This window comes from Streptomyces sp. NPDC019937 (assembly GCF_040631655.1).
Classification (GTDB): domain Bacteria; phylum Actinomycetota; class Actinomycetes; order Streptomycetales; family Streptomycetaceae; genus Streptomyces.
In genome coordinates this window covers 98192-123247 of record NZ_JBEYAL010000021.1, presented here as the reverse complement: position 1 = coordinate 123247, position 25056 = coordinate 98192, and the positions used below count along the sequence as shown (strand labels likewise).

At 70.6% G+C, this 25056-nt stretch carries 21 protein-coding genes and 1 tRNA gene; 6 read left to right on the top strand and 16 right to left on the bottom strand.

The genetic code is table 11. From position 1 onward, the window contains the following. Positions 1-20: 20 nt before the first annotated feature. From ABZ562_RS22060 to ABZ562_RS22040, 5 genes are all read right to left on the bottom strand, one after another. Positions 21-767: a histone-like nucleoid-structuring protein Lsr2 gene (locus tag ABZ562_RS22060; protein ID WP_361482241.1), complete on the bottom strand. Its 747-nt coding sequence runs from the start codon at positions 765-767 to the stop codon at positions 21-23. A 517-nt stretch (positions 768-1284) separates the two neighbouring features. Next, positions 1285-2190: a hypothetical protein gene (locus ABZ562_RS22055; protein WP_361482238.1), complete on the bottom strand. Its 906-nt coding sequence runs from the start codon at positions 2188-2190 to the stop codon at positions 1285-1287. Between the two features lie 44 nt (positions 2191-2234). Further along, positions 2235-2501, bottom strand: a complete 267-nt coding sequence (locus ABZ562_RS22050; RefSeq protein ID WP_361482235.1) for a helix-turn-helix transcriptional regulator — start codon at positions 2499-2501, stop codon at positions 2235-2237. Positions 2502-2789: 288 nt separating this feature from the next. Then, the gene (locus tag ABZ562_RS22045) at positions 2790-3314 is read right to left on the bottom strand and encodes a hypothetical protein (RefSeq protein WP_361482232.1); all 525 of its coding nucleotides are present in this window, start codon (positions 3312-3314) and stop codon (positions 2790-2792) included. Continuing rightward, positions 3311-3481 (bottom strand): helix-turn-helix domain-containing protein, encoded by a 171-nt coding sequence (locus ABZ562_RS22040; RefSeq protein WP_361482229.1) that lies wholly within the window; start codon positions 3479-3481, stop codon positions 3311-3313. Before ABZ562_RS22040 ends, ABZ562_RS22045 begins: the two co-directional genes overlap by 4 nt. A 274-nt stretch (positions 3482-3755) precedes the next feature. Between ABZ562_RS22040 and ABZ562_RS22035 the strand changes: the two genes are divergently transcribed. After that, complete coding sequence (locus tag ABZ562_RS22035; RefSeq protein WP_361482226.1) at positions 3756-4160, top strand: hypothetical protein; 405 nt, start codon at positions 3756-3758, stop codon at positions 4158-4160. A gap of 92 nt (positions 4161-4252) precedes the next feature. Then, positions 4253-5449 carry a tyrosine-type recombinase/integrase gene (locus ABZ562_RS22030; protein WP_361482223.1) on the top strand — a complete coding sequence of 399 codons (1197 nt, stop codon included), beginning with the start codon at positions 4253-4255 and terminating at the stop codon, positions 5447-5449. A gap of 88 nt (positions 5450-5537) precedes the next feature. On the opposite strand, the gene ABZ562_RS22025 is transcribed toward ABZ562_RS22030, so the two are convergent. Further along, positions 5538-5625: transfer RNA gene (locus ABZ562_RS22025), tRNA-Leu, on the bottom strand. A 322-nt stretch (positions 5626-5947) separates the two neighbouring features. On the opposite strand from ABZ562_RS22025, the gene ABZ562_RS22020 reads away from it, so the two are divergent. From ABZ562_RS22020 to ABZ562_RS22005, 4 genes are all read left to right on the top strand, one after another. Beyond that, positions 5948-7630 (top strand): thiamine pyrophosphate-binding protein, encoded by a 1683-nt coding sequence (locus tag ABZ562_RS22020; protein ID WP_361482220.1) that lies wholly within the window; start codon positions 5948-5950, stop codon positions 7628-7630. A gap of 13 nt (positions 7631-7643) precedes the next feature. Next, positions 7644-8870 carry a formyl-CoA transferase gene (gene frc, locus ABZ562_RS22015; RefSeq protein WP_361482217.1) on the top strand — a complete coding sequence of 409 codons (1227 nt, stop codon included), beginning with the start codon at positions 7644-7646 and terminating at the stop codon, positions 8868-8870. Between the two features lie 2 nt (positions 8871-8872). Continuing rightward, on the top strand, positions 8873-11011 hold the full coding sequence (locus ABZ562_RS22010) for an acetate--CoA ligase family protein (protein WP_361482214.1): 2139 nt from the start codon (positions 8873-8875) through the stop codon (positions 11009-11011). Positions 11012-11089: 78 nt separating this feature from the next. Further along, positions 11090-12481 (top strand): OFA family MFS transporter, encoded by a 1392-nt coding sequence (locus ABZ562_RS22005; protein WP_361482211.1) that lies wholly within the window; start codon positions 11090-11092, stop codon positions 12479-12481. Between the two features lie 15 nt (positions 12482-12496). On the opposite strand, the gene ABZ562_RS22000 is transcribed toward ABZ562_RS22005, so the two are convergent. From ABZ562_RS22000 to ABZ562_RS21955, 10 genes are all read right to left on the bottom strand, one after another. After that, a complete protein-coding gene (locus ABZ562_RS22000; protein WP_361482208.1) occupies positions 12497-13507 on the bottom strand; it encodes a sugar phosphate isomerase/epimerase in 1011 nt (336 codons plus the stop codon). Next, entirely contained in the window at positions 13504-14934 is a 1431-nt protein-coding gene (locus tag ABZ562_RS21995; protein ID WP_361482205.1) for a nucleotide pyrophosphatase/phosphodiesterase family protein, read from the bottom strand. Before ABZ562_RS21995 ends, ABZ562_RS22000 begins: the two co-directional genes overlap by 4 nt. Then, a complete protein-coding gene (eboE, locus tag ABZ562_RS21990) occupies positions 14931-16115 on the bottom strand; it encodes a metabolite traffic protein EboE (RefSeq protein WP_361482202.1) in 1185 nt (394 codons plus the stop codon). The genes ABZ562_RS21995 and eboE overlap by 4 nt, the downstream gene beginning before the upstream one ends. A gap of 4 nt (positions 16116-16119) precedes the next feature. Continuing rightward, complete coding sequence (locus ABZ562_RS21985; protein WP_361482199.1) at positions 16120-17010, bottom strand: TatD family hydrolase; 891 nt, start codon at positions 17008-17010, stop codon at positions 16120-16122. Beyond that, positions 17010-17606, bottom strand: a complete 597-nt coding sequence (locus ABZ562_RS21980; RefSeq protein WP_361482196.1) for an EboA domain-containing protein — start codon at positions 17604-17606, stop codon at positions 17010-17012. The genes ABZ562_RS21985 and ABZ562_RS21980 overlap by 1 nt, the downstream gene beginning before the upstream one ends. After that, positions 17600-18469 carry a sugar phosphate isomerase/epimerase family protein gene (locus ABZ562_RS21975; RefSeq protein ID WP_361482193.1) on the bottom strand — a complete coding sequence of 290 codons (870 nt, stop codon included), beginning with the start codon at positions 18467-18469 and terminating at the stop codon, positions 17600-17602. The genes ABZ562_RS21980 and ABZ562_RS21975 overlap by 7 nt, the downstream gene beginning before the upstream one ends. Next, positions 18466-19548 carry an SCO3242 family prenyltransferase gene (locus ABZ562_RS21970; RefSeq protein ID WP_361482190.1) on the bottom strand — a complete coding sequence of 361 codons (1083 nt, stop codon included), beginning with the start codon at positions 19546-19548 and terminating at the stop codon, positions 18466-18468. Before ABZ562_RS21970 ends, ABZ562_RS21975 begins: the two co-directional genes overlap by 4 nt. Continuing rightward, positions 19545-20669, bottom strand: coding sequence for an inositol-3-phosphate synthase (locus ABZ562_RS21965; RefSeq protein WP_361482373.1), 1125 nt, complete (start codon positions 20667-20669; stop codon positions 19545-19547). Before ABZ562_RS21965 ends, ABZ562_RS21970 begins: the two co-directional genes overlap by 4 nt. 352 nt (positions 20670-21021) lie before the next feature. Continuing rightward, on the bottom strand, positions 21022-22383 hold the full coding sequence (locus ABZ562_RS21960; RefSeq protein ID WP_361482187.1) for a ThuA domain-containing protein: 1362 nt from the start codon (positions 22381-22383) through the stop codon (positions 21022-21024). A 76-nt stretch (positions 22384-22459) separates the two neighbouring features. Next, complete coding sequence (locus tag ABZ562_RS21955) at positions 22460-24901, bottom strand: PQQ-dependent sugar dehydrogenase (RefSeq protein ID WP_361482184.1); 2442 nt, start codon at positions 24899-24901, stop codon at positions 22460-22462. Positions 24902-25056: the final 155 nt, after the last annotated feature.

Sequence of the window (25056 nt, the reverse complement as noted above, 5' to 3'; positions counted from 1 at the left end):
CACTGGGCGGGATGCGGCACTCAGGCCGCTGTTGCTTTTCCCTCCGGCGCGTCCTGGTGCGTCAGCTCGTACGCATGGCGCACGTTCATGGGGATGCGTCCCTTGGCGGGCACGGCGTAGCCGTTCTCTCGTGCCCAAGCTCGTACGGCACGGTTGCGCTCACGCTCGGACATGACCTTGGGTCCGACCTTGGCAGGCTCGGGAAGCGGATCACCACCGACCAACTCACCCGCTCGAACAGCCGACTTGAAGCGGCCGGGCTCTCGCACGTCCACGCACGGGATGCCACGCTCGGACGCGTCTCTCAGCTTCGTACCGTTGCGCTCCCCACCCTCACCCAGGATGAGCAACACCGTTGAGTCATCAGCGCGACCTACCACCTCGTAACCCAGGTTCCGTATGGCATCACGCGCGGTATCCCAGTCGTAACCCGGCACCTCACCAGCCAACATCACGGACTGGACAGCCTCATGCTCGGAGACAGCAGGCTCCGCCTGACTGACGCGGTCCACGTCCGGCACCGCTTCCACTCCCGGGGCCGGGGCAGGCTCAACGATGGGCATCGGTTCAGGCTCGGTCGATTCCGCATCAGGCTCACCAAGTGCGTCGATCAGGTAGCGGCCGAACGTGATGGAGTGTTCAAGGCATAGGTCCCAGGTGTGATTTCCCAGCGTCAGCGTGTCCCTTGCCTCTTCCTCGGACCCATCACGCGCAATGTGAGCGTCGCACAGAACCTTTTCAACGGGCATAAGAACGGTCTTACGCATGACGCTTCATCCTTCGTTCGTTGATGCGGGAAGTAAGTCTCAGGCAGCGGCCGGAGCGTTGCTCTGACGGCCGTCTTGCTCGGTGCTGTGGTGCCGAGACAATCCTGCCCATCCTCTATCACAGAACGGTAACGTACAGATAACTAAATGATTATGCTCGTGAATTAAATAGCGGGGGTAATATCTTAATTCGCTCTCGCAGGACCCACCGGGGGTGCCGTCTTCCGGCCGTGTACGTGTTTCTAAGTTTTCGACGCATCGGCTAAACCGGGAGCCGTGGGCGGTCCTGCCATCAAAAACCACGCCTGAAGGGGGCGGAATCAACCGCTTTGCACCCCTGAACCGATGAGGTGGGCCACTCTTTCGGGCCCCTCTGTCCGGTAATAGAAAAATGGACGCCTGTGTGGTTTTGGGGTGTTGGTTTCGGTGACCGTGCGCGTCCAAACAGCCGCGCCGGCCATCCACGAGGAGTGACAAGAACAAGGCCGCGGGGATGAAGGCCCCGCAGCCTGCTCGATCAGGACCAGTCCACGACAGCCTTGACGATTCCCTTCGTGGGCTTGGTCTCATCAAAGGAACTGTCCGGAAGCTGGGTATCCAGCTCCGGGAAGCGAACGATCTTCCCGCCGTACAGGTGAAGAGTGTCGATGTAGTCGGCCCGGTACTTCTCCGACTGTCCCTGACGGAAGCCGGTGAACTGGCTCGCGTAGGTGGCGAACTCCGAGTGACCAGCGACGATGTCCACCCCCGCAGGCATGGCAGTTGTCGTCAGCAGCGTGAAGCCTGCCAGGCGGGCCACGACGCCGTTTGCCGTGACACCGCCCTCACCGTAGGCGGAGGCGTTCGAAATGGCCGGATGCTCGATCAGATGCCGCTTCACGCGCGGCGAGACGACCGCGTAGCGGCCCCCAGGGATGTCGTTGTCGTCCAGGGACAGCATCAGGTCAAGGATGCCGCCATAGAGTGCCTGCGGGGCGCTGGCGGCCGGAGCGGAGATGTTCGGGACAGCCGTTGCCCCGGCAGCGATGATCCCGCCCATGAAGGTGTCCGCTTCCCGGGCCAGGGCCCGGATCATCTGCTGATTGATCGGGGAGTTGAGATCGCCGATCACCTGTACCTGTTCGGCGTCCTCGATCAAAAGCTGAAGGTACTTGGCCTGGGTGATGGTGAGCTTCTGATCCACCGTTTCGGGCCGCTGGGCAGTCATGCCGTCCGCCACGGTGTAGTCACCGACAGAGGGGCGGATCAGGGAGTTGATGTGGACGACATCACCCGCCTTGCTGATGTTGCCCTCGTACTTCCTGTTGGACACGATCGGCGACGCCCACACAAGGAGCGGGTCGAACTGGGTAAGAAGCTCGGCATCCCAGATTTCCGGAATGAATGTGGTCGTGCCAGCCTGCTGATAGGCGTAAGTGGTCATAGGGACTCCTGTCGTCTAGATACGGGAACTAACTAATGCCGCTGTCAGGCGGCTTCCGGGGCCTGCTCATGTAGAAGATCCGCCACAGCCTGGGCCTTGCGCCGGTTCTCGGTGTCCTCATCGCTGATCAGTGACAGAAGCGGAGTGCACAGGTGACGGGAAACCAGAACGAGCATGCGCAGGCTCGGGCAGGTCTCCCCGGACTCCCAGCGGCGAATGGTGGAGGCGGCGACGAGCATTTCGTCAGCCAGGGCTTCGACGGAGAGGCCCAGAGCAGTACGACGAGCAGCGAAGAAGTAACGATCGAACATGACGGCTCCAATCAGCCCGTGCGAACGTGCACGGCGGCAGGCAAAAAAGAGACCCCCGGCCGGAAGGGGCCGGGGGTAGTGGAGAGACCGTGAGGAACACTCTCACTAATGATGTATGTGTCACTCCGCGCACAAATGCGCAGCGAGGTGTCAAGAGAGATGTAGAACACCTCAGAGGGCCGCCCTCATACGGCGGCCTCTGTGATGTGCATGGGAAGAGCCGGGACTCAGGCCGCCCCGGCTCAGATCAACTCTTTTTAAGAAGACGCGTAGGACTCGCCCTAGATATCACACGGCGGAGGGCTCCGTTTCGTTAACGCTTCCCTCGGAGTGCGAACGAATCTCCCGTGCCCACTGCCCCGCAGGGAAGGGGTGCCCGCCCCTGGTGATGTTGTCGCACTCGACTTCCCAGCGCCGTGTCCGCTCCGGGGTGGTGAACAGCCACGTCTTGTGCCGACCATCCCAAGGCACGTTATGGCCATGCGTCGCGCACTCTTCCCGCTCGCCTGACGCAGCATCCATCGACGCCACCGCATTGGGGATGAGTAGGCAGCGCGCCGAGGCTGACGGCGCGAGTAGCCCCGCCCTGGTGAGGTTCAGCCGTGCCTGCCGGTAGCGGCCCGGGCTGTACGCCTCCCCCTTGTCGTTGGTCAGGATGAGCTGAAGTTCCCCGGACTTCAGCGGCGCATGCCCGCCGCGCTGCATCCGGTCCAGGGCGAGTAGCCACATCCGGGTTTCCAGGTGCAGTACGGCGCTTCCAATAGCCGGGTTCGAGTGCGCCGGACGGTAGACCTTCGCGAAGTGGTAGCTCACTGGGCGTCCTGGGTGTCCAGCCAGCGGTCCAGATCGGCGGGACGGCAGCGCAGCGCCTGACCCACCTTCCGGAACGGGATCTGCTCTCGCCGCCAGTTGCCATACACCCATGAACGCGGCTTGCCCAGGTAGGCCGCCACGTCATCCACGGTCATGAGCTTGGTCAACGCGTCTCCTCTACTGCCGGTGGGCGGCACCTCCCGCCCGTTGCTGTCCGGCCTGATCTCAGAAGTACGCCCACCAACCCTCTCTGTCAAACCTAGGTGTGACGACCCGGGGTGCTAAGGTGGGGGTGTGAGCGAAGGTATCGAGATCACTCAAAACGTAGGTCCGTGGCACGTACTCATGCGGTGGGCTGCTGACGCCGACCCGGCCAGCGGCCCTACCCGCGTACTGATCACTCCCCACCCGAACGCCGACCCTGCCTCTACGGAGGGCGGGGTGGCTTCCACGGTGCTGCGGCAGATCGACTTCAAGAAGGCGGGCGAGCAGTTCCGGGCAGCCCGACCGGCCGCCGCCGAACACGACGTAGCGCAGGAGTCAGAAGGGGAGGTTCTGCGGTGGCTGCTGACTGCTGAGGGCATCTCGGACGCCTACCTGGCCTTCCTGGCTGAGGCGTACGTCCGGGCGGTCGCTCAAGCCGTGCCCAACGTCACCGCACACCTGGCCGAACTAACCCACAAGCGGCCCGAGACGATCCGGGGCCACTTGAAGGAGGCTCGGAAGCGGGACCTGCTGACCACCGTCCCCGGCAAGGCCGGAGGGCAACTCACCTCCAGGGGGAGGGAGATCACCACGGGCGAATACCTCGACAAGATCACTGACTACCTCATGGGCAACGACTAGAGAGGCAACCCACACACGTGGCGAAACGCGGTAACGGACTTGGGGGGACTCCGGTGGAGATCCCGCGCAAGGGCAGACCCAACACGTGGGGGGTGCGTACGCCCCTCCACTTCAACAAGGCGACCGGGAAGAAGGAGCGCTACTGGATAGGCCGCGAGTTCAAGACCAAGACCGAGGCAGAGAAGGCGCTGCGGCAGTGGCACAACGACCACGAGGCCGGGAAGATCGCGTCCCGGTCGGACATGAAGCTGGGTGACTGGCTGGACAAGTGGCTGGCGAACCACAGGAAGGAGGGAACGACCATGGCCGGGTACGAGACGAAGGTTCGCCTGCACATCAAGCCGCACATCGGCAGTGTCAAGCTGTGTGAGGTCACCGACGACACCCTTGACGACCTGTACCGGCTCCTGGAATCCGTCCCCTGCCCGACCAACAAGGGCGAGCCCTTGGGGGCGAAGTCGGTCCGGCACGTGCACAACATCCTGTCCGGCGCTCTCGGGGCGGCGGTGCCCAAGCTGATACCCACCAACCCAGCAGCCACCGCGCACCCTCCCACCGCCCGGCAGATACGAGCCCAGGAACAGAAGTACCCGACGCTGGACGACGACCAGACCGGCCGGTTCCTGGCGACGGTATGGGAGCCGTGCGGCAACCGGGCCTGTGACGGGGGTCTGACCCATCACTGCCTTCGGGACGCACCACTGTGGACCGTCTACGCGGCCACGGGTGTCCGGCGCAGTGAGGCTCTGGGCATGAAGTGGTCCCTCATCCGCTGGGAAGAAGGGGCCATCGAACTGGGATGGGTCGTGATCGAGGAGGGCAACACCTACCGTCTGCGGAAGCTCACCAAGGACGGCGACGACAACGCCGTCATCTATGTCGACCAGTCCGTGATGAACGTCCTGAAGTGGCAGAAGCAGCGCCAGGACGCCGAGAGAGAACGGCTCGGGGCCGGGTGGGTCGACCATGACCTTGTCTTCGCCCGCGACGGCTTCAAGCTCTACCGGGGCGAGGCAGGTGGACCACAGGACCCCGAGAAGGTCTCGGCACGCTGGCGCACCCTGCGCAGTCGCTTAAGGCTGCCGGAGGACTTCCGCATTCACGACTGGCGGCACAGCAAGGTCACGAACGATCTGGAGGCCGGGGAGAACCCCGTAGAGGTCTCCGCCAACGTCCGGCATCACTCGCCGGGCTACACCATGGCCCGGTACGGCCACTCTCGTAAGGACGGAGCGCGCCGACTGGCCGCCTCCGGTGCGGGCCGACTTGGCCTGTCGTCCCTGGTCTGACCTGGGGATTCGCTGGGCCGTTGGTCACGTGGTTGGTCACGCCACAGCCCAGAAAAGCGAAAAACCCCTGATAGACAGGGGTCTTGGCTGGTGTCCGAGGGGGGACTTGAACCCCCACGCCCGATAAAGGGCACTAGCACCTCAAGCTAGCGCGTCTGCCATTCCGCCACCCGGACAAGGTGTGCCCCGCGGTTGCCCGCGGCGACATGGACAACGATACCAAGGTTTCGGAGTGCGTTTCACCGCCGTATGCGTGGCGCCCGGGCCCGGGACGACCTGCGGTGACGCGGGGGCGGGCGGAGCCGTGCGCACGGGGGGGTCACACAGGGTGGCGGGGTCGCCGCGGCGGTGGGCGCGCGGACTTGATCGAACGATTGACGTACGCCCCCTGGACATCGATCCGCCGATGCGGGATAACGGGCTTCATACAGAATAACGTCGACTGTATGCAATCCAACGCGAGACCGCACCGACCCCTACGAAGGGACGCGATTCGCCATGCCCGACGACAGCCAGGACCTCATCTCCGGTGGGCACTTGGTCGCCAAGGCGCTCAAAGCGGAGGGCGTTGACGTCATCTACACCCTCTGCGGCGGCCACATCATCGACATCTACGACGGCTGCGTCGACGAGGGCATCGACGTCATCGATGTGCGCCACGAGCAGGTGGCCGCGCATGCCGCCGACGGCTATGCCCGGATCACCGGGAAGCCCGGCTGCGCGGTGGTCACCGCCGGGCCGGGGACCACCGACGCGGTGACCGGGGTGGCCAATGCCTTCCGGGCCGAGTCGCCCATGCTGCTGATCGGCGGGCAGGGGGCTCATACGCAGCACAAGATGGGGTCCCTCCAGGACCTTCCGCACGTCGAGATGATGGCGCCGATCACGAAGTTCGCGGCCACCGTGCCGGACACCGCGCGGGCCGCGGACATGGTCTCGATGGCGTTCCGGGAGTGCTTCCACGGGGCGCCGGGGCCGTCGTTCCTGGAGATCCCGCGCGATGTGCTGGACGCCAAGGTGCCGGTCGGCACGGCGCGGGTGCCGAAGGCGGGCGCGTATCGGGCGTCGACGCGCAACGCGGGTGATCCGGAGGCGGTCGAGAAGCTGGCCGATCTGCTGGTGCACGCGGAGAAGCCGGCGATCCTGCTGGGCAGCCAGGTGTGGACGTGCCGGGCGACCGACGCCGCGATCGAGCTGGTGCGGACGCTCAACGTACCCGCGTACATGAACGGCGCGGGGCGCGGCACGCTGCCGCCCGGGGATCCGCACCACTTCCAGCTGTCCCGGCGGTACGCGTTCGCAGGCGCCGACCTGATTGTGATCGTCGGCACGCCCTTCGACTTCCGGATGGGGTACGGGAAGCGGCTGTCCCCCGATGCGACGGTGGTCCAGATCGACCTGGATTACCGTACGGTCGGCAAGAACCGGGATATTGATCTCGGGATAGTGGGTGACAGTCATCAGATTCTGTCAGCCGTCACCCAGGCGGCGTCCGGCCGCGTCAACGGCGGGGCGGGCCGGCGCAAGGAGTGGCTGGACGAGCTGCGCGCGGCCGAGCAGACGGCCATCGAGAAGCGGCTGCCGCAGCTGCGCTCGGACGCCTCCCCCATTCATCCGTACCGCCTGGTCAGCGAGATCAACGACTTCCTGACCGAGGACTCGGTCTACATCGGCGACGGCGGCGACATCGTCACGTTCTCCGGGCAGGTCGTGCAGCCCCGGACGCCCGGTCACTGGATGGACCCCGGTCCGCTGGGGACGCTCGGCGTGGGGGTGCCGTTCGTGATGGCGGCGAAGCAGGCGCGCCCCGACAAGGAGGTGGTGGCGCTCTTCGGCGACGGCGCGTTCTCGCTGACCGGCTGGGACTTCGAGACGCTGGTCCGCTTCAATCTGCCGTTCGTCGGCATCGTCGGCAACAACTCCTCGATGAACCAGATCCGTTACGGCCAGAAGGCCAAGTACGGGGACGCCCGGGAGCGGATCGGCAACACCCTCGGCGACGTTCCGTACGACCAGTTCGCGCGGATGCTCGGCGGCTACGGCGAGGAGGTACGGGACCCGGCCGGGATCGCGCCCGCGTTGCGGCGCGCCCGCGAGTCGGGCAAGCCGTCGCTCATCAACGTCTGGGTGGACCCGGACGCGTACGCCCCCGGAACGATGAACCAGACCATGTACAAGTAAGGGGCCCGCCACCATGACCAAGGCTCTGGAGGGCGTCCGCGTCCTCGACATGACGCACGTACAGTCCGGTCCGTCCGCCACCCAGCTGCTGGCCTGGCTCGGCGCGGACGTCATCAAGCTGGAGTCCCCGACCGGTGACATCACGCGCAAGCAGCTGCGCGACATCCCGGACGTCGACTCGCTCTACTTCACGATGCTCAACTGCAACAAGCGGAGCATCACCCTCAACACCAAGTCCGAGCGCGGCAAGGAGATCCTGACCGAGCTGATCCGCCGCAGCGATGTGATGGTGGAGAACTTCGGGCCGGGCGCGGTGGACCGGATGGGCTTCACCTGGGAGCGCATCCAGGAGATCAACCCGCGGATCGTGTACGCCTCGATCAAGGGGTTCGGCGAGGGCCCGTACACCAAGTTCAAGGCGTACGAGGTGGTCGCGCAGGCCATGGGCGGGTCGATGTCCACGACCGGCTTCGAGGACGGGCCGCCGCTGGCGACCGGCGCCCAGATCGGCGATTCGGGCACCGGGGTGCACTGTGTGGCGGGCATCCTGGCCGCGCTCTACCAGCGCACCCGCACCGGGCGCGGCCAGCGGGTGAACGTGGCGATGCAGCACGCGGTGCTCAATCTGTGCCGGGTCAAGCTGCGCGACCAGCAGCGGCTGACCCACGGACCGCTCGCCGAGTACCCGAACGAGAGCTTCGGCGACGAGGTGCCGCGCAGCGGCAACGCGAGCGGCGGCGGACAGCCGGGCTGGGCGGTCAAGTGCGCGCCCGGCGGCCCCAACGACTACGTGTACGTGATCGTGCAGCCGGTCGGCTGGGAGCCGATCACCCAGTTGATCGGCCGCCCGGAGCTGGCCGAGGACCCGGAGTGGGCGACTCCGGAGGCGCGGCTGCCGAAGCTGGCGAAGATGTTCCAGCTGATCGAGGAGTGGTCCAGCACGCTGCCCAAGTGGGAGGTGCTGGAGCAGCTGAACGCCCACAACATCCCGTGCGGGCCGATCCTGTCCACCAAGGAGATCGTCGAGGACGCGTCGCTGGCGGCCAACGAGATGGTCGTCCGCGTCGACCATCCGGAGCGCGGGACCTTCACCACGGTCGGCTCGCCGCTCAAGCTCTCCGACTCCCCCGTCCAGGTCGACCGCTCCCCCCTGCTGGGCGAGCACAACGCGGACGTATACGGCGAGCTGGGGCTCGGCGACGAGGACATGCGGCTGCTCAAGACGAACGGGGTGATCTGACGGTGACCACATACGACACGCAGACCGTACGCGCGGTGCTGGACGCCGTACGGGCCGAGGGGCGCTCCACGCTGACCGCGCCCGAGGGCAAGCGGATCACCGACGCGTACGGCATACCGACCCCGGCCGAGGGGCTGGCCGAGTGCGCGGACGACGCGGTGGCGCTCGCCGACCGGATCGGCTTCCCCGTCGTCCTCAAGATCGTCTCCCCGGACATCTCCCACAAGACGGACGCGGGCGGGGTCCGGGTGGGGCTGACGTCGGCGGCCGAGGTGCGGGGCGCGTACACCGCGATCGTCACGAACGCCCGCGCGTACGACCCGACGGCCCGCATCCGGGGCGTGCAGGTGCAGCAGATGGTCCCGGACGGCGGTCAGGAGGTGATCGTCGGCGCGGTCACCGATCCGACCTTCGGGAAGGTGGTCGCGTTCGGGCTCGGCGGGGTGCTGGTGGAGGTGCTCAAGGACATCACCTTCCGGCTGGCCCCGGCGAGCCGGGACGACGCGCTGTCGATGCTGGACGGCATCCGGGCCGCCGAGGTGCTGCGCGGGGTGCGCGGCGGGGAGCCGGTGGACCGGGACGCGCTCGCCGATCTGATCGTCCGGGTGTCCAACCTGGTCACGGACTTTCCCGAACTGACCGAGGTCGATCTCAACCCGGTGTTCGCGACCGGGAGCGGCGTGCTCGCCGCCGATGTACGGCTGCTGATCGGCGACGCCGGGCCACCGGCCCGCCGCCGCTACTCCCGCGAGGAGATCCTGGCCACGATGGGGCGGCTGATGCGGCCGCGGTCGGTGACGGTGGTGGGCGCCTCCAACGAGCCGGGCAAGATCGGCAATTCGGTGATGCGCAACCTCATCGACGGCGGCTTCCCCGGCGAGATCCACCCGGTCAATCCGAAGGCCGACGACATCCTGGGCCGCAAGGCGTACGCGTCGGTGCTGGACGTGCCGGGCGAGGTGGACGTGGCGGTCTTCGCGATCCCCGCGAAGTTCGTGCCGGCCGCGCTGGAGGAGGTCGGCCGCAAGGGCATCCCGAACGCGGTGCTGATCCCGTCCGGCTTCGCCGAGACCGGTGAGCACGAGCTGCAGGACCGGATCGTGGCCATCGCCGAGGAGCACGGCGTGCGGCTGCTGGGGCCGAACATCTACGGCTACTACTCCACCTGGCAGGACCTGTGCGCCACGTTCTGCACCCCGTACGACGTCAAGGGCCCGGTGGCGCTCACCTCGCAGTCCGGTGGCATCGGGATGGCGATCCTGGGCTTCGCGCGGACGACGAAGACCGGCGTCTCGGCGATCGTCGGGCTCGGCAACAAGTCGGACGTGGACGAGGACGATCTGCTGACCTGGTTCGGCGAGGACCCGAACACCCAGTGCATCGCGATGCACCTGGAAGACCTCAAGGACGGCCGCGCCTTCGTGGAGGCGGCGCGCGCGACCGTGCCGCGCAAACCGGTGGTGGTGCTGAAGGCGGGCCGTACGGCGGCGGGCGCGCGGGCCGCCGGGTCGCACACCGGCGCGCTGGCCGGGGACGACGCGGTGTACGACGACATCCTGCGGCAGGCCGGGGTGATCAGGGCGCCGGGGCTGAACGAGATGCTGGAGTACGCGCGGGCGCTGCCGGTGCTGCCCACGCCCCAGGGTGACAACGTCGTCGTCATCACCGGCGCCGGGGGCTCGGGCGTGCTGCTGTCGGACGCCATCGTGGACAACGGGCTGTCGCTGATGGAGATCCCCGCGGACCTGGACGCCGCCTTCCGCCGCTTCATCCCGCCGTTCGGCGCGGCCGGGAACCCGGTGGACATCACCGGCGGCGAGCCGCCGTCCACGTACGAGGCGACCATCCGACTGGGCCTTGAGGACCCGCGCATCCACGCGCTCGTCCTCGGTTACTGGCACACGATCGTCACCCCGCCCATGGTCTTCGCCGAGCTGACCGCGCGGATCGTGGCGGAATTCCGGGAGCGCGGCATCGCGAAACCGGTGGTGGCCTCGCTCGCGGGCGACACCGAGGTCGAGGAGGCGAGCCAGTACCTCTTCGAGCGCGGCGTCGTCGCCTATCCGTACACCACGGAGAAGCCGGTGGCCGCTCTCGGCGCGAAATACCGCTGGGCCCGGTCGGCGGGGCTGCTCACGTAAACGCACCCGTTCTCCGCAGCACGAAGGGCTGGAACAGGGGGCGCCTGGCCGGGTTACTTCCAAGCCAAGGGGACGCACATGAGCACAGAAGAACGACCGGAGGGAACAGCCGCCTTCCGGGAAGTGCACGACGGTAAGGGGCGCGTGTACCGCGTCGGCGAGACGGACCGCGACATTCTCGGCTTCAGCCGGAAGCTGATGGTGTATCTGCCGTGGATCGCGATGATGGCCATCAGCGTGTCCGAGTACGCGTACGGTTCGGCGGAGGACACCCTCTCCAAGGCCCACGGCTGGACCCAGAGCAACACCTTCTGGATCCTCAGCGTCTGGGTCTTCTTCCAGGCCGGCATCGCCTTTCCGGCCGGCTGGTTAAGGGAGAGAGGCCTGCTGACCGCCCGCCGGGCGATGCTGACCGGGGCGGGGCTCTGCCTGGTCGGGTTCCTCGCCCTGTCGCACCTGGACGACGTCTTCGCCGCGATCTGCGGCTTCGGCGTGATCGGCGGGCTGGGCTCCGGGCTCGTCTACGCCACCTGCATCAACATGGTGGGCAAGTGGTTCCCGGAGCGGCGCGGGGCGAAGACGGGATTCGTGAACGGCGGCTTCGCCTACGGCTCGCTGCCCTTCATCTTCATCTTCAACTACTGGTTCGACACCGGCAATTACCACGGGATACTCGACTTCATCGGCGTCTACGTGCTGGCCGTCGTCGCCGTCTGCGGCTGGTTCTTCAAGGACCCGCCCAAGAACTGGTGGCCGGTGCACATCGATCCGCTCACCTTCGGCGGCAACGCCAAGGGCGCGAAGAGCCTGGCGAAGAATCCGCCCGCGGTACGCCAGTACACCCCGAAGGAGGCCATCCGCTCGGGCATGCTGCCCCTGATGTGGCTTTCGCTCGTGCTGACCGCCGGGGTGTCCATCTTCGGCATCTCCTTCCAGGTCGACTACGCCAAGGAAGTGGGCTTCGGCCCGCTGGTCGCGGCCTCCTCGATGGGCATCATGTCCGTCATCAACGGCGTGGGCCGCGGGGTGGTGGGCTGGCTGTCGGACTTCTGGGGCCGCAAGACGACGCTGGTGTTCGTCATCGTGGTGCTGGGGCTGGCGCAGTTCGGGGTGATCTGGGCGGGCAACATCCGCAGTGAGTGGCTGTTCCTGGTCTTCGCCTTCCTCTCCGGATTCGGCGGCGGCGCCTTCTACCCGATGTTCGCGGCCCTGACCCCGGACTATTTCGGCGAGAACTACAACGCCACCAACTACGGCCTGGTCTACAGCGGAAAGCTGATCAGCGGGCTGTTCGGCGGCGGGCTCGGCTCCATGGTGGTCGACGACTGGGGCTACGACGGGGCGTACGCGCTCGCCGGAGGCATCTCCATGGTGGCGGCCGCCGTCGCCCTGCTGCTGCGGCAGCCGGGCCGGCCGCGGGTCCGGGACATCGCCCCGAACCCGCGGCCGATCAGCCGCGAGGCGGTGTGAGGGCCCTCCGCGCGCTCAGTCGCCGCACCGGCCCGTGCGCAGGTAGCGGGCGGAGCGGCGGGCGGTGGTGAGCGAGTTCGCCGGGTTGTCGTGCTCCACCATCCACTGGTGGTTCCGGCGCCCTGCGGGGGTCCTGCCGACCTTGCCGAGGAACCGTACGTAGTCGATGTCACCGTCCCCGACGTCCACCATCCGGTAGCCGTCGGGGACGGTGTCGTCGCGCTCGCCGTCCTTGACGTGGAACAGCGGATAGCGGTCCGGGTCGGCCAGCACGTAATCGAGCGGTTCGAACGGCGCCGGGGTGCCGTCGGCCCGTCTGCCGAAGCGGTGCTGGGCGACGTACGCCCAGTAGATGTCCATCTCCAGGTGCACCAGCTCCGGGTCGGTCTCGGCGAGCAGCACGTCGTAGAGGCGGACGTCCGGCCGGTCGGTGGCGAAGGAGAACTCCTCGGCGTGGTTGTGCTGGTAGAACTTCATCCCGCGCGCCTTCGCGGCCGCGCCGTAGGTGTTGAAGTCCTCGGCGCAGCGCTTCCAGCCGTCGACCGTCGTGCCGTAGCGCCAGGGGCCGGACGCGGTGCCGATGTGCGGCAGGCCGAGGGCCTGGGCCTCGTCCAGCACCTTGGTGAGGTTGGTGGCGAAGGTGTACGCCTTCGGGTCGTCGGAGTAGTAGCCGACGTGGCTGCCGATGCCGCGCAGCCCGTTGTCCCGCAGCAGCCGCTTCAGCTGCTTGAGCGTAATAGCGCCCGCCGATCCTTGGGTGTATCCGGCGAACTCCACCTGGTCGTAGCCGTAGGCCGCCAGTTCCTCGAAGACGCGGGCGAAGCCGACGGACTGCACCTGGTCGCGGAGGGTGTAGAGCTGGATGCCGAGGTGGCCGCGCGGGACGATCGGACCGTGCTTCCCCCTCGTGGTGGCCTGTGCGGGCGTCGTGCCGAGCAGGGTGGCCGCGGTGGCTCCGGCGGCGACGCCGAGGAATCCGCGGCGGCGGAGGGCGGCGGCGAGTTCCGGGTTCGGGGCGCTCTTCACGGGCGTGTCTCCTGTCGGTTGTGGTCCTCGGTGGTGTGCGGTCCGGCGAGGCGGAGGAGCAGCGATTTGACGTCGGTGGCGGCCACCCGGCCGGGTACGGCGCCGGGCCGGGAGCAGATGAACACGGGCCCGTCCTCGTCGCGCTCCGGCAGCCGTCCGTGGCTGCCGCGCACCGGGGACGGATCGAGCGGGACGACGGCCATCCGGTAGCGCATCCCGAGCTTCTTGCGGGCCAGCGCGGTGGCCGCCTTCACGCGCACATACGGGTCGACGGGGTCGAGGAAGAGTTCGGCCGGGTCGTAGCCGGGCTTGCGGTGGATCTCCACCAGCCGGGCGAAGTCGGGCGCGCGGGCGTCGTCCAGCCAGTAGTAGTACGTGAACCAGGCGTCCGGCTCGGCCACCGCGACCAGCTCCCCGGCGCGGGGGTGGTCCAGGCCGTGCGCCTTCTTCCCCTCGTCGTCCAGGAGTTCGGCGACGCCGGGCAGGCCGTCGAGGGCGGCCCGGGTGGCGGCCAGGTCTTCGAGGCGGCGTACGTAGACGTGCGCGAGCTGGTGGTCGGCGACCGCGAACGCGCGGGAGGCGCCCGGGTCCAGGTACTCCATGCCGTCCTGGGTGTGCACCTCCAGCAGCCCGGCGCGGCGCAGCGCCCGGTTGATGTCCACGGGGCGGGACACCCGGGTGATGCCGTATTCGGACAGCGCCACGACGGTGCGGCCCCGGGCCCGCGCGTCGTCGAGCAGCGGCCCGAGGGCGGTGTCCAGCGCGGCAGCGGCGGCGTGGGAGCGGGGGTCGTCGGGGCCGTAGCGCTGGAGGTCGTAGTCGAGGTGGGGGAGGTAGGCGAGGGTGAGGTCGGTGGGGTGGTGGCGCAGGATGTGGCGGGTCGCGTCGATGATCCACCGGGTGGACACCAGGTCGGCGCCCGGGCCCCAGAAGTGGAACAGGGGGAAGGTGCCGAGGGCGGCGGTGAGTTCGTCGTGCAGGGCGGGCGGCCGGGTGTAGCAGTCGGGCTCCTTGCGGCCGTCGGCGTAGTAGACCGGGCGCGGGGTGACGGTGATGTCGGTGTCCGCGCCCATCGCGTACCACCAGCAGATGTTGGCGACCGTGTAACCGGGGTGGGCGCGGCGGGCCGCGTCCCACAGCTTGTCGCCGCCGACCAGGCCGTTGTGCTGCCGCCACAGCAGGACGTCGCCCTGTTCGCGGAAGTACCAGCCGTTGCCGACGATGCCGTGTTCGGCGGGGGTGGCGCCGGTGAGGAACGTCGACTGGGCGGCGCAGGTGACGGCGGGCAGCACGGTGCCGAGGGGGGCGTACGAACCGGAGTCGGCCAGGGCGCGCAGCCGGGGCATGTGGGCCAGGAGGCGCGGGGTGAGGCCGACGACGTCGAGGACGAGGAGGGGGGTGGGGCCCTGGCTTGTCGTGGCGCTCATGGCAGCTCCTTGAGGCCGAGGTCGGTCAGCAGGTCGCGGGCGAGGGCCAGTTCGGCGGCGATGCCGTCGGCCAGCCGGTCCCGGTTGCGGGGCCGCAGCTCGGGTGGGAGCGCCTGCCAGGTGTACGTCTCGACCTCCAGGTGGCGGGTGAGCGGCGCCGGGCCGCCGACCAGCCGGGCGAGGGTGTCGGTGAGGACGGGCAGGGTGGAGGTGAGCGGCGGCTCGGGCGGGGCGTGCAGCGGCACGTGGAAGTGGGAGCGCCAGGGGGCGGTGGCGTCGAGCCCGCCCGGTGCCAGGGCCTGGTCGAGGTCGTCGGTGCCGCATACGCCGTGGGTGGAGGTGCGGGTGCGGGTCTGGTGCAGGAAGCGCGGCTCGGCGAACGCGGCCAGGGCGGTGCGTACGGCGGGGCGGTGCGGCTCCTCGGCGTGCAGCGCGGCCGAGAGCTGCGCCTTGACGATGGGCACACCGGCCGCAGTGAGGGCGGCGGTCGCGGTGTGCGGGTCCTCGAACTGCGTGGCGAGGTGGCAGGTGTCCAGGCAGAGGCCGACGCGGCGCCGGGGCGGTCCCTCGGGGAGCGCGGTCAGCGCGTCGATGGCCTGGGCGGTGGTCTCCACGGTGCAGCCCGGCTCGGGTTCAAGGCCGATGCGGATCGAGCGGCCGGTGAGGTCCTGGAGCGCGTCGAGCCGCGTGGCGAGCGTGGTGAGGTGGCCGAGCGCGGCCCGCCGCCGGGCGGGGTCGAACGGGGTGCGCCAGGCGAGCGGCAGGGTCGAGACGCTGCCCTCGGTGACGTCGTCCGGGAGCAGGGCGGCCAGCAGCCGGGCCAGATGGCCGGTGTGGGTCAGCCGCTCGGTCTCCGTCCAGTCCGGCCGGTAGACGCGGTACTTGACCTCCTGGGCGCCGAATCCCTCGTACGGGAAGCCGTTGAGGGTGACGACCTCCAGGCCGCGCCGGTCGAGTTCGGTGCGCAGCCGGCGGAGGGCGGCCGGGTCGGCGGTCAGGGTGCGGGCGGCGTCGCGGGCCAGCCACAGGCCGATGCCGAGCCGGTCGCGGCCCAGGCGGCGGCGTACCGGCTCGCAGTGGTGGCGGAGCTGGTCCACGACGCCGTCGAGGTCTTCGGCGGGGTGGACGTTGGTGCAGTAGGCCAGGTGGACGGTGGAGCCGTCGGGGTGGCGGAAGCGCATGGGGTCACCGGCCCTCGGGGGTGGCGGCGGTCGTGACCGGGGCGCCGCGGAGGATGGAGTTCCCCTCGTGGGTGGCGTGGGGTGTGGTGTCCTCGACGTCGAGGTCCAGCCGCCCGCTGAGCCCGTAGAACGCCACCGGGTTGCGCCACAGCACCCGGTCGACGTCGTCGTCGGTGAAGCCCGCCGCGAGCATCGCCTCCCCGACGTGGCGCGTCGTCAGCGGATCACTGCGGCCCCAGTCCGCGGCGGAGTTCACCAGGATGCGGTCCCGTTCACCGGCGTACTCGCGCAGCACGCGCACCATGCGGTCCGGGTCCATCTTGGTGTCCGGGTAGATCGAGAACCCGAGCCGGCAGCCGCTGTCGGCGGCCGCCCTCACGGTGGTCTCGTTGAGGTGGTCGAGCAGGACGCGGTCGGCGGGGAGGGCGGATTCGTGGACGACGTCGAGCGTGCGGGCCAGGCCCGCGGCCTTGTCGCGGTGCGGGGTGTGCACGAGGGCGGGCAGCCCGTGGTCGGCGGCGAGCTGGAGCTGCGCGGCGAGCGCGGTGTCCTCGGCGGGGGTCATCGCGTCATAGCCGATCTCGCCGACGGCGACCACTCCGTCCTTGACGAGATAGCGCGGCAGCTCGTCCAGGACGGGGCGGCAGCGGGGGTCGTTGGCCTCCTTGGGGTTGAGGGCGAGCGTGCAGTGGTGGGCGATGCCGTGCTGGGCGGCGCGGAAGGGCTCCCAGCCGAGGAGCGCGTCGAAGTAGTCGTAGAAGCTGGCGGGCGAGGTGCGGGGCTGGCCGAGCCAGAAGGACGGTTCGACGACGGCGCGCACGCCCGCGGCGTACATGGCCTCGTAGTCGTCCGTGGTGCGGGAGGTCATGTGGATGTGCGGGTCGAAGATGCGCATCAGGGCTCCTCGCGGTTCGTGTGGGCGGCCAGCGCCAGGACGCGGTTCAGGTCCGCGGGCACGTCCCGCCCGGCGGCGGTGCGTTCACGCGCGTAGTCGGTCAGCATGCGGGCCAGCTCGGCGTCGCCCCGGGCGCGGGCGGGCCACTCGGCCACGGCGTCCAGGGGCACCCCGGTGAACAGGCACTTCAGTACGGCCTGCCGCCAGCCGTGCGCGTCGAGATGGCGGGCCGCGTACGGGCCGACGGCGGCGGCCACCAGGCGGGTGTCGTTGGTGCGCAGCGCGTCCTCGACCAGCGGGAGCGCGTCCGGGCCGGGGTCGAGGTGGGGCAGGGAGAGGAGGACGGCCCGGCGTTCGGCGGCCGTGCCGTGGGTGTAGAGGCGGGTGAGGGTGGGCACGTCGGGGCGGGCCGCGGTGAGGAGCAGGACGCGGGTGGCGTCGGTGAGTTCGCGGCCGCGGCCGCAGTGGCGTCCCGCGGCGGCGAAGTCCGCCTCCCAGGCGGCGGTGGGGCCCTGGGCCGCCGCCTCGGCGAGGGCCCGGTCCAGCCAGGCGCGGGCGTCGCCGTCCAGGTGGGCGCGCACGGTCGCGCTCAGCACGGGACGCCTCCCTCGGCGGTGGCCGGCTCCGCCGCCTTGAGGTACGCCAGGGACGAGCGGGCCAGCGCCGGCCCGGCGTGCGAGTGGCGGGGCAGTTCGACGCCCACCAGGCCCCGGTAGTCCATGGCGTGCAGCGCCTCCAGCACCGGCGGGACGTCCACCTCGCCCTCCCCGAACGGCAGATGCTCGTGCACACCGCGCCGCATGTCCTCGATCTGCACATGGCGGATCCACGGCGCGGCGGCCCGTACGCAGTCGGCGGGCGGCTCCGGCTCCAGGCACTGGCAGTGGCCGACGTCGAGCGTCAGCCCGAGGGCGGGCGGATCGCCCAGCGTCCGGCGCAGCCGGTGGAACCCGGCCAGATCGGCCAGCAGATGCCCCGGCTCGGGCTCGACGGCCAGGGGCACGCCCTCGGAGGTGGCGGCCTCCAGCACGGGGTGGAGGGCGTCGGCCAGCCGCTGCCACGCGGCGTCCTCGGCCGTCCCCGGCGGTAGCACCCCGCTGAAGCAGTGCACCGCCCGTGCCCCCAGCTCCGCGGCCACCCGCACGGCGCGCAACAGCAGATCCACGCGGGCGGCGCGGGCCCCGGCGTCGGGGTCGAGCAGCGTGGGGTGGTGCTTGCGCGCCGGGTCGAGCACGTATCGGGCGCCGGTCTCGACGGCGACGCCGAGCCCGAGACGGGTGAGGCGCTGCCCGACGCTGCGGGTGCGGGCGGTCAGATCCGGGGCGAGCGGGTCGAGGTGCATGTGGTCGAGCGTGAGCGACACCCCGTCGTAGCCGAGGTCGGCGAGCAGGGTGAGCGCGTCGTCGAGCCGGAGGTCGGTCAGGCCGTTGGTGCCGTACGCGAAGCGGAGGTCGCTCATGTCGGGCTGACCTTTCTGGACAGCCGCCGCGCGACGGGCACCAGCAGCAGCAACCCCGCCCCGGCCCGCCCCGCCCCGGCCCGCTGAGCGAGCGCCGCCTGCAGCGGAATCATCGCCCGGATGCCGCCACCGACGGCGCGCTGGAGGAGGTGGGGGGAGGGGTTGAGCGCGGCGTGCGCGAAGGGGCGGGCGGCGGTGGCGAGGTAGGCGGCGGCGAGCGCGGCGGAGGCGAGGGGGCGGGTGCGGGCGCGTATGTGGGTGGCGTGCGAGGGTGCGGGGCCACGCCGCGCAACCGCCGGGGCTCGGTTCGACCGCGGGTGAGCCGCCGCGGCCACCGCGGTGGGCGTCGCCCGGCGGCCGGGCGCGGGAACAACGCCCGAGCGCGGGCCGGCCGCCGGGGCACGCCCCGGGGAGGCGGCGCCGATCGCCACCGTGGCCAGGCCCGGTAGGGCCGGGCGGGTGGGGGGTCTGGTGGCCGCCCAGGCGATCGTCGTGGCCGTGGCCAGGGCCGCCAGGGGGGTCTTCGAGGTGCCGCCCGTGGCCTCGTGGCGGGAGACCGCCGTCACGGCGAGGGTGTGGGCGCCCAGGAGGGCGGCCGGGAGAAGGGTGTGCCGGGTGGGTGTGGGCGCGGTGGCGGTGGCGCCCAGGAGCAGGTCCAGCGATCGGGCCGTGGCCATCGCGTACGGGCCCGCCGGGGTGTTCTTCAGCCCCAGGTCGTACGCCCACACCGTGCCCGCCAGGGCCGTGGCCGTGGCGAGCGCCCGGCGGCCCGCCGACGCCGCGCACACCAGGCCCGCGGCCGTCAGGCCGGTCGCGGCGGTCAGGGCGGCGGCCGGGGCGATACGGCCCGACGGCAGGGGGCGCCCGGGGCGTTCGACGGCGTCGATGTCGCGGTCCGCCCAGTCGTTGAGCGCCATACCCGCCTCGTACAGGCACAGCGACGCGCCCATGGCGAGCGCGGTGCCCCGGTTCGGGGCGGTCCGCGTGGCCGCCGCGCCCGCCAGGGCGTCGCCGGGGACGGTGAACAGCGCGGAGACCCTGAGGAGTTCCGCCCAGGCCCGGGCGCGTGACGGCGTCACGACCGCTCCCGCAGCCGGGCCGCGAAGCCGGTCAGGGCCGCGTACTGGTCGGCGAGGCCGGACGGGCCGCCGTCCGGGTCCTTGAAGTAGAAGCCGAGTTCGGTGAGCGGCCCGGTGAGACCCGCCTCGTGGGCGCGGGCCGTGAGACGGGCCAGGTCAAGGACGAGGGGCGCGGCGAGGGCCGAGTCGCAGCCCTGCCAGATGGTCTGCAGGACCATACGCGAGCCGAGGAAGCCCTCGAACGCGACGTGGTCCCAGGCCGTCTTCCAGTCGCCGAGCGCGGGCACGTTGTCGATGTGCAGCCGGCCGTCGGGGAGTTCGCCGAGGGTGTCGGCGAGGACGCGCGCCTTGCCCGCGTTCTTCGCGGCCGCGGCGGCGGGGTCGGCGAGCGCGGCGCCGTCGCCGCCGCCCAGCAGGTTGGTGCCGGACCACGCCCGTACGGGCAGGGCACGCTGCGCGAACATCGGCGCGAGCACGGACCGCAGCAGGGTCTGCCCCGTCTTGCCGTCGCGCCCGGCGTGCGGCAGGCCGGAGCGGGCCGCTTCGCCGCGCAGCCGGGGGTGGTGCAGCCCGGTGGAGGGGGTGAAGTTGACGTACGGGCACCCGGCGCGGAGCGCGGCGGAGGCGTAGAGGGAGCTGGGCGGCAGCCGGTCGCCACCGGCGGTGGGGGCCGGTTCGGTGGAGGCCACGTTGACGACGACGGCGCGGGCGAGGCGGTGCGTACGGACGAACGCGTCGAGGTCGTCGGCGAAGGCGTCGATCAGCTCGTCGTCGCCGCGGGTGTCCCCGGGCTGCGGTCCCCCGGGGCGGATCGCGTCGTCGGCGGCGGTCAGCTCGGCCCGTACGGCGTCGGGCAGCCCGTAGGGCAGAACGCCTTCGGCGGTCAGCGCCTCGGCGCGCTTGGGGAGCGGGGTGGTGGCGGTGTCGTGGCCGCCGAAGACCAGATCGCCGAGCGCGGGCAGAGCGCTGTCCGCGAACGGCGCGGTCTCGGTCACCATCCCGGTGGCGGGTTGCAGCCCGGCCGCGACGGCGGCACACCCGGCGACGGCGGTGGTGGCGACCGAACCGCGCGCGCCGATGAGCCAGATGCCGGTGCGGAGGCCGCCGCCCGGGGTGCGAATGGGGTCGGGGTGGGTGGTGTCGGGGCCGGTGGTCACTGGCTGCCTCCCGGATGACGGTCAGGTGCGGGTACGCGGTGCGTTGGTGCGGGTGCGGGGGTGCGATGCGGGTCGGGTGCAGGGTTTGGTGGCGCGGGTGCGGTGGCTCTGGTGCGGTGCCGCGTTCGGTGCCGTGTTCGTCGGCCACCGCCCGGGGCCGTCGGGCGAGTGGCCACGCCCGACCACCCCTTCTGCTGCCGGGCCGGAGGCCCCACGGCGGCGGCGGGGAGGAGGCGGCGTACTCCTCCCCGCCGCCTGACGCCGCCCTCCGGCTCCCCTCGGGCCGATGGGCGGCCGATCAGGACCGGTCAGGTGGTCAGGACGGCAGTTCCTTGACGCGGATGTCGCGGAAGGCGACCGCGTCGCCGTCCCCGTGGTTCTGGATGCCGATATAGCCGCTGCGCAGGCTGCGCACCGGGTCCTGGTTGGTGAAGTCGTTGATCGGTACGCCGTTGAGCCAGACCTGGAGCCGTTCGCCGCGCACCCGGATCTCGTACGTGTTCCACTCCCCCGGCGGGTTCAGCGCCGCGTCCCGCCGGGCGAGGTCGGCGGACTGGAAGCCGTACACCGCGCCGGTGGTCTTCTCCGGGGCGTCCGTCGCGTCGATCTGGATCTCATAGCCCCGGTCGACCGCCGACCAGGGGTCGTCGGAGGCGGGGAAGCCGACGAAGACACCGGAGTTGTCGTCCCCCGTGGCCCCCGACATGCGCCAGTCCAGCTTCAGCGAGTACGAGCCCAGCTCGCGCGCCTCGTACCAGAGCAGGCCCATGCCGCCCGTCGAGGTGAGGGTGCCGGTGGCCGGGTCGAGGGTGAAGCCGCCGGGCCCGGCCTGTTTCCAGCCCGCCACCGACGTGCCGTCGAACAGGGGCCGGTAGCCGCGCTCCGGGCGGCAGTCCGCCCGGAGCGCACCCGTGGCGTAGCGGATGCCGCCGAGCAGGTGCTGCCGGAAGGCGGGGTCGGCGTAGGACTCCTTGGTGTGGCCGAGGCCGGTGTAGAAGGCGCGGCCGCCGCGGTAGTCCTGGCACCAGGAGATGGGGTGGTCCTCGCCCATCCCGCCGCCCTGGTACGAGGTCTCGTCGAGGGTGGCGAGGATGTGAGCCCGGTCGCGCGGGTTGCTGCGGTAGTCGTACCACTCGTCGGTGCGCTGCCAGGCCGCGCCCAGGTGCGCGGTGGCCGGGTGGGCGCGGTCCTCGACGGCGAGGGTGGCCTGCTGGATCGCGGGGTGGGTCTTGAAGTACGCGCCGACGAGGCCGCCGTAGAACGGCCAGTCGTACTCGGTGTCGGCGGCCGCGTGCACTCCGGCGTAGCCGCCGCCCGCCCGGATGTAGCGCTCGAAGGCGGACTGCTGCTTGCCGTCGAGGACGTCGCCGGTGGTGGAGAGGAAGACGACGGCGTCGTAGCGGGCCAGGTTGGCGCGGGTGAAGGCGGCGGCGTCCTCGGTGGCATCGACGGCGAAGCCGTGCTGGGCGCCGAGTTCCCGGATGGCGGCGATGCCGTCGGGGATCGCGTCGTGGCGGAAGGCGGCCGTCTTGGAGAAGACGAGGACGCGGTCCTCCTCCGGGCCGGAGGCCGCCGCCGGGGGGTGGGCCGTGGCGGCGAGCAGCAGGGCGGCCACGGCGGCGGTGCGCAGAAGGGGGAAGCGGAAGCGGGGAGTGCGTCTGGAGCGGTGCGGGGGCATGGGCGGGTACTCCTTCCTCCGGGTGCGGACCCGGTCCCGGGGCGGGCGTGCCGCCCCGGGACCGGGCCGCGAGCGGTCAGCCGGTGCCGATGGTGAAGTCGTCAACGTCGTACAGCGCTCCCGCACCGCCCTTGAAGACGAGGCAGAGCGTGGTGGTACGGGCCGGGGGCTTCCGCAGCGCCGTCTTGACCTCCTGGAACGTCTCCCAGCCGCCGGTCACCGGCACGGTGACCTGGCCCAGCAGCTGCCCGGTCGGGGAGCCGGTGCGCACTTCGAGGGTGCCGCCCGCGCCGCCGGAGGAGACGCGTGCGGTGAGGTCCTTGGCGTTGCCGAGGAGGTAGGGGGTGAAGGCGATCCAGTCGCCGTTGTCGATGTTGCCGACCGTCTTGCCGCCGTTCGCCGGGGCGTGGTTGATGACGTCGACGCCCTGGGAGTCGCCGTAGTGCTCGGCCTGGCGGTGCCGGGGCTGGACGATGTTCTGGTCGTGGGTGGTCAGCGGCGGCTGGCCGCCCCCGCCGTTGTCGGTGTACTCGGCGTCGAAGACCCCGAAGACGTTGGCGTTGGGGTCGTGCTCGCTGTCGGCGCTGGTCTTGAGCGTTCCGGAGCAGCCGGTGGCCGAGGTGATGGGGTGGCCGTGGCTGTCGTGGCCGAGGACATGGGTGACCTTGACCTTGGCGCAGTCGATGGTGCGGTCCTCGGGGTCGGTCACCTTCACCTTGAACGGCACCTCGTCGCCGAAGGTGAACAGCTGGCCGTCGCCGGGAAGTTGCAGCGTCACCGTGGGGGCGGTGTTGCCGACGGTGAGGTGCACGCCGGCGCTGCCGCTGCGGCCGGAGGGGTCGGTGGCGGTGACGGTGGCGGTGTAGGTGCCGTTCTTGGTGTAGCGGTGGGTGGGGTTGGGGGCGGTGGAGGTGTGGCCGTCGCCGAAGTCCCAGCGGTACGTGAGCGTGTCGCCGTCGGCGTCGGCGGTGCCCGCCGAGCTGAACGCCACCTTCAGGGGCGCCTTGCCGGACGTACGGTCGGCGGTGGCCTCGGCGATCGGCGAGTATCCGCCGGTGGCGTTCTCGATGCGGTAGAGCGCGGAGTGCTCGTCACCGTTGAAGTAGCCGAGGCCGTAGTCGAGGACGTACAGCGCGCCGTCCGGGCCGAAGGCGGAGTCCATGACCTGGGTACCGGTCCACGGGAAGTCGTTGATCTTCTGCACGGTGCCGTCCGGGCCCTGCTCGATCCGCTTGATCCACTCGCGGCCGAACTCGCCCGCGAAGAAGTCCCCGTCATAGCTTTCCGGGAACTTCACCGGGGAGTCGAGCGAGGCGTCGTAGCGGTAGACCGGGCCGGCCATCGGCGACTCGGAGCCGGTGCCGAACTCGGGCACCGAGCCGCCGTCGTACGGGATCCAGGCGGGCTGGGCGGGCGGCAGCTCGGTCAGCCCGGTGTTGTGCGGCGAGGTGTTCTCCGGCGCGGCGCAGTCGAAGGCCGGGCCGGAGGTGCCGGTGGCGAAGTCGTAGTCCCGGTACGGCTTGTTGTCGGCGATGCAGTACGGCCAGCCGAAGTTGCCGGGCTTGGTGACGCGCGCGAACTCGACCGCGCCGCCCGGGCCGCGCTGGGGGTCGGCGGCGCCCGCGTCCGGGCCGTAGTCGCCGACGTAGACCGTGCCGGTCGGCTTGTCGACGCTCATCCGGAACGGGTTGCGGAAGCCCATCGCGTAGATCTCGGGGCGGGTCTTGGCGGTGCCGGGCGGGAAGAGGTTGCCGTCCGGGACGGTGTACGAGCCGTCAGCCGCCACCTTGATCCGCAGGATCTTCCCGCGCAGGTCGTTGGTGTTGCTCGCGGAGCGGCGGGCGTCGTAGGCGGGGTTGCGGTCGGGGCGCTCGTCGATGGGGGTGAAGCCGTCGGAGGCGAACGGGTTGGTGTCGTCGCCGGTGGAGAGGTAGAGGTTGCCGTCGGCGTCGAAGTCGATGTCGCCGCCGACGTGGCAGCAGATGCCGCGGGCGGTGGGGACGTCGAGGACCTTCTTCTCGCTGCCGGTGTTCAGGGTGCCGTCCGGATTGAGGGTGAAGCGGGAGAGGCGGTTGACGCCGTCGAACCTGGCGAAGTCGGCGGCCGTGCCGTTGTTGGGAGCGTCGCCGGCGGGGGTGTCCAGCTGGGGTGCGTAGTAGAGGTAGATGGCGCGGTTCTGCTGGAACCCGGGGTCGATGCCGACGCCCTGGAGCCCCTCCTCGTCGTGTGAGTAGACCGCGAGCTTGCCGGACACCTTGGTGTCGCCGGCCGCGTCGGTCAGGCGCAGGGTGCCGTCGCGGGAGGTGTGCAGCACCGAGCGGTCGGGGAGGACGGCGAGCGACATGGGCTCACCGGTCTCGACCTCGCCCTTGGCGAGCGTGACCTGCTGGAACTTCTCCTCCGCCTGATCTGCGCCCGCTTGTGCGGGCGGTGCGGTGAACGCGAGCCCCGTGCCCACGAGCAGGGAGCTCGTGAGGAGCGCGAGGGAGCCGCGCAGTCCATGCCGTTTCCTGTGCACGCTGATCCTCCGGGAAAAGAGGGGGTGTACGGACGGGGGCCGTTGGCCGCCCGGCCTTGCACAGGCGCGCGCCGTCGCGCCGTTCGGTGACCGGTTCGGGGCGAGGGGGCCCGTGTGACCGGTACATCTCAAGGACGGTAGCGGGGTTTGTCCGG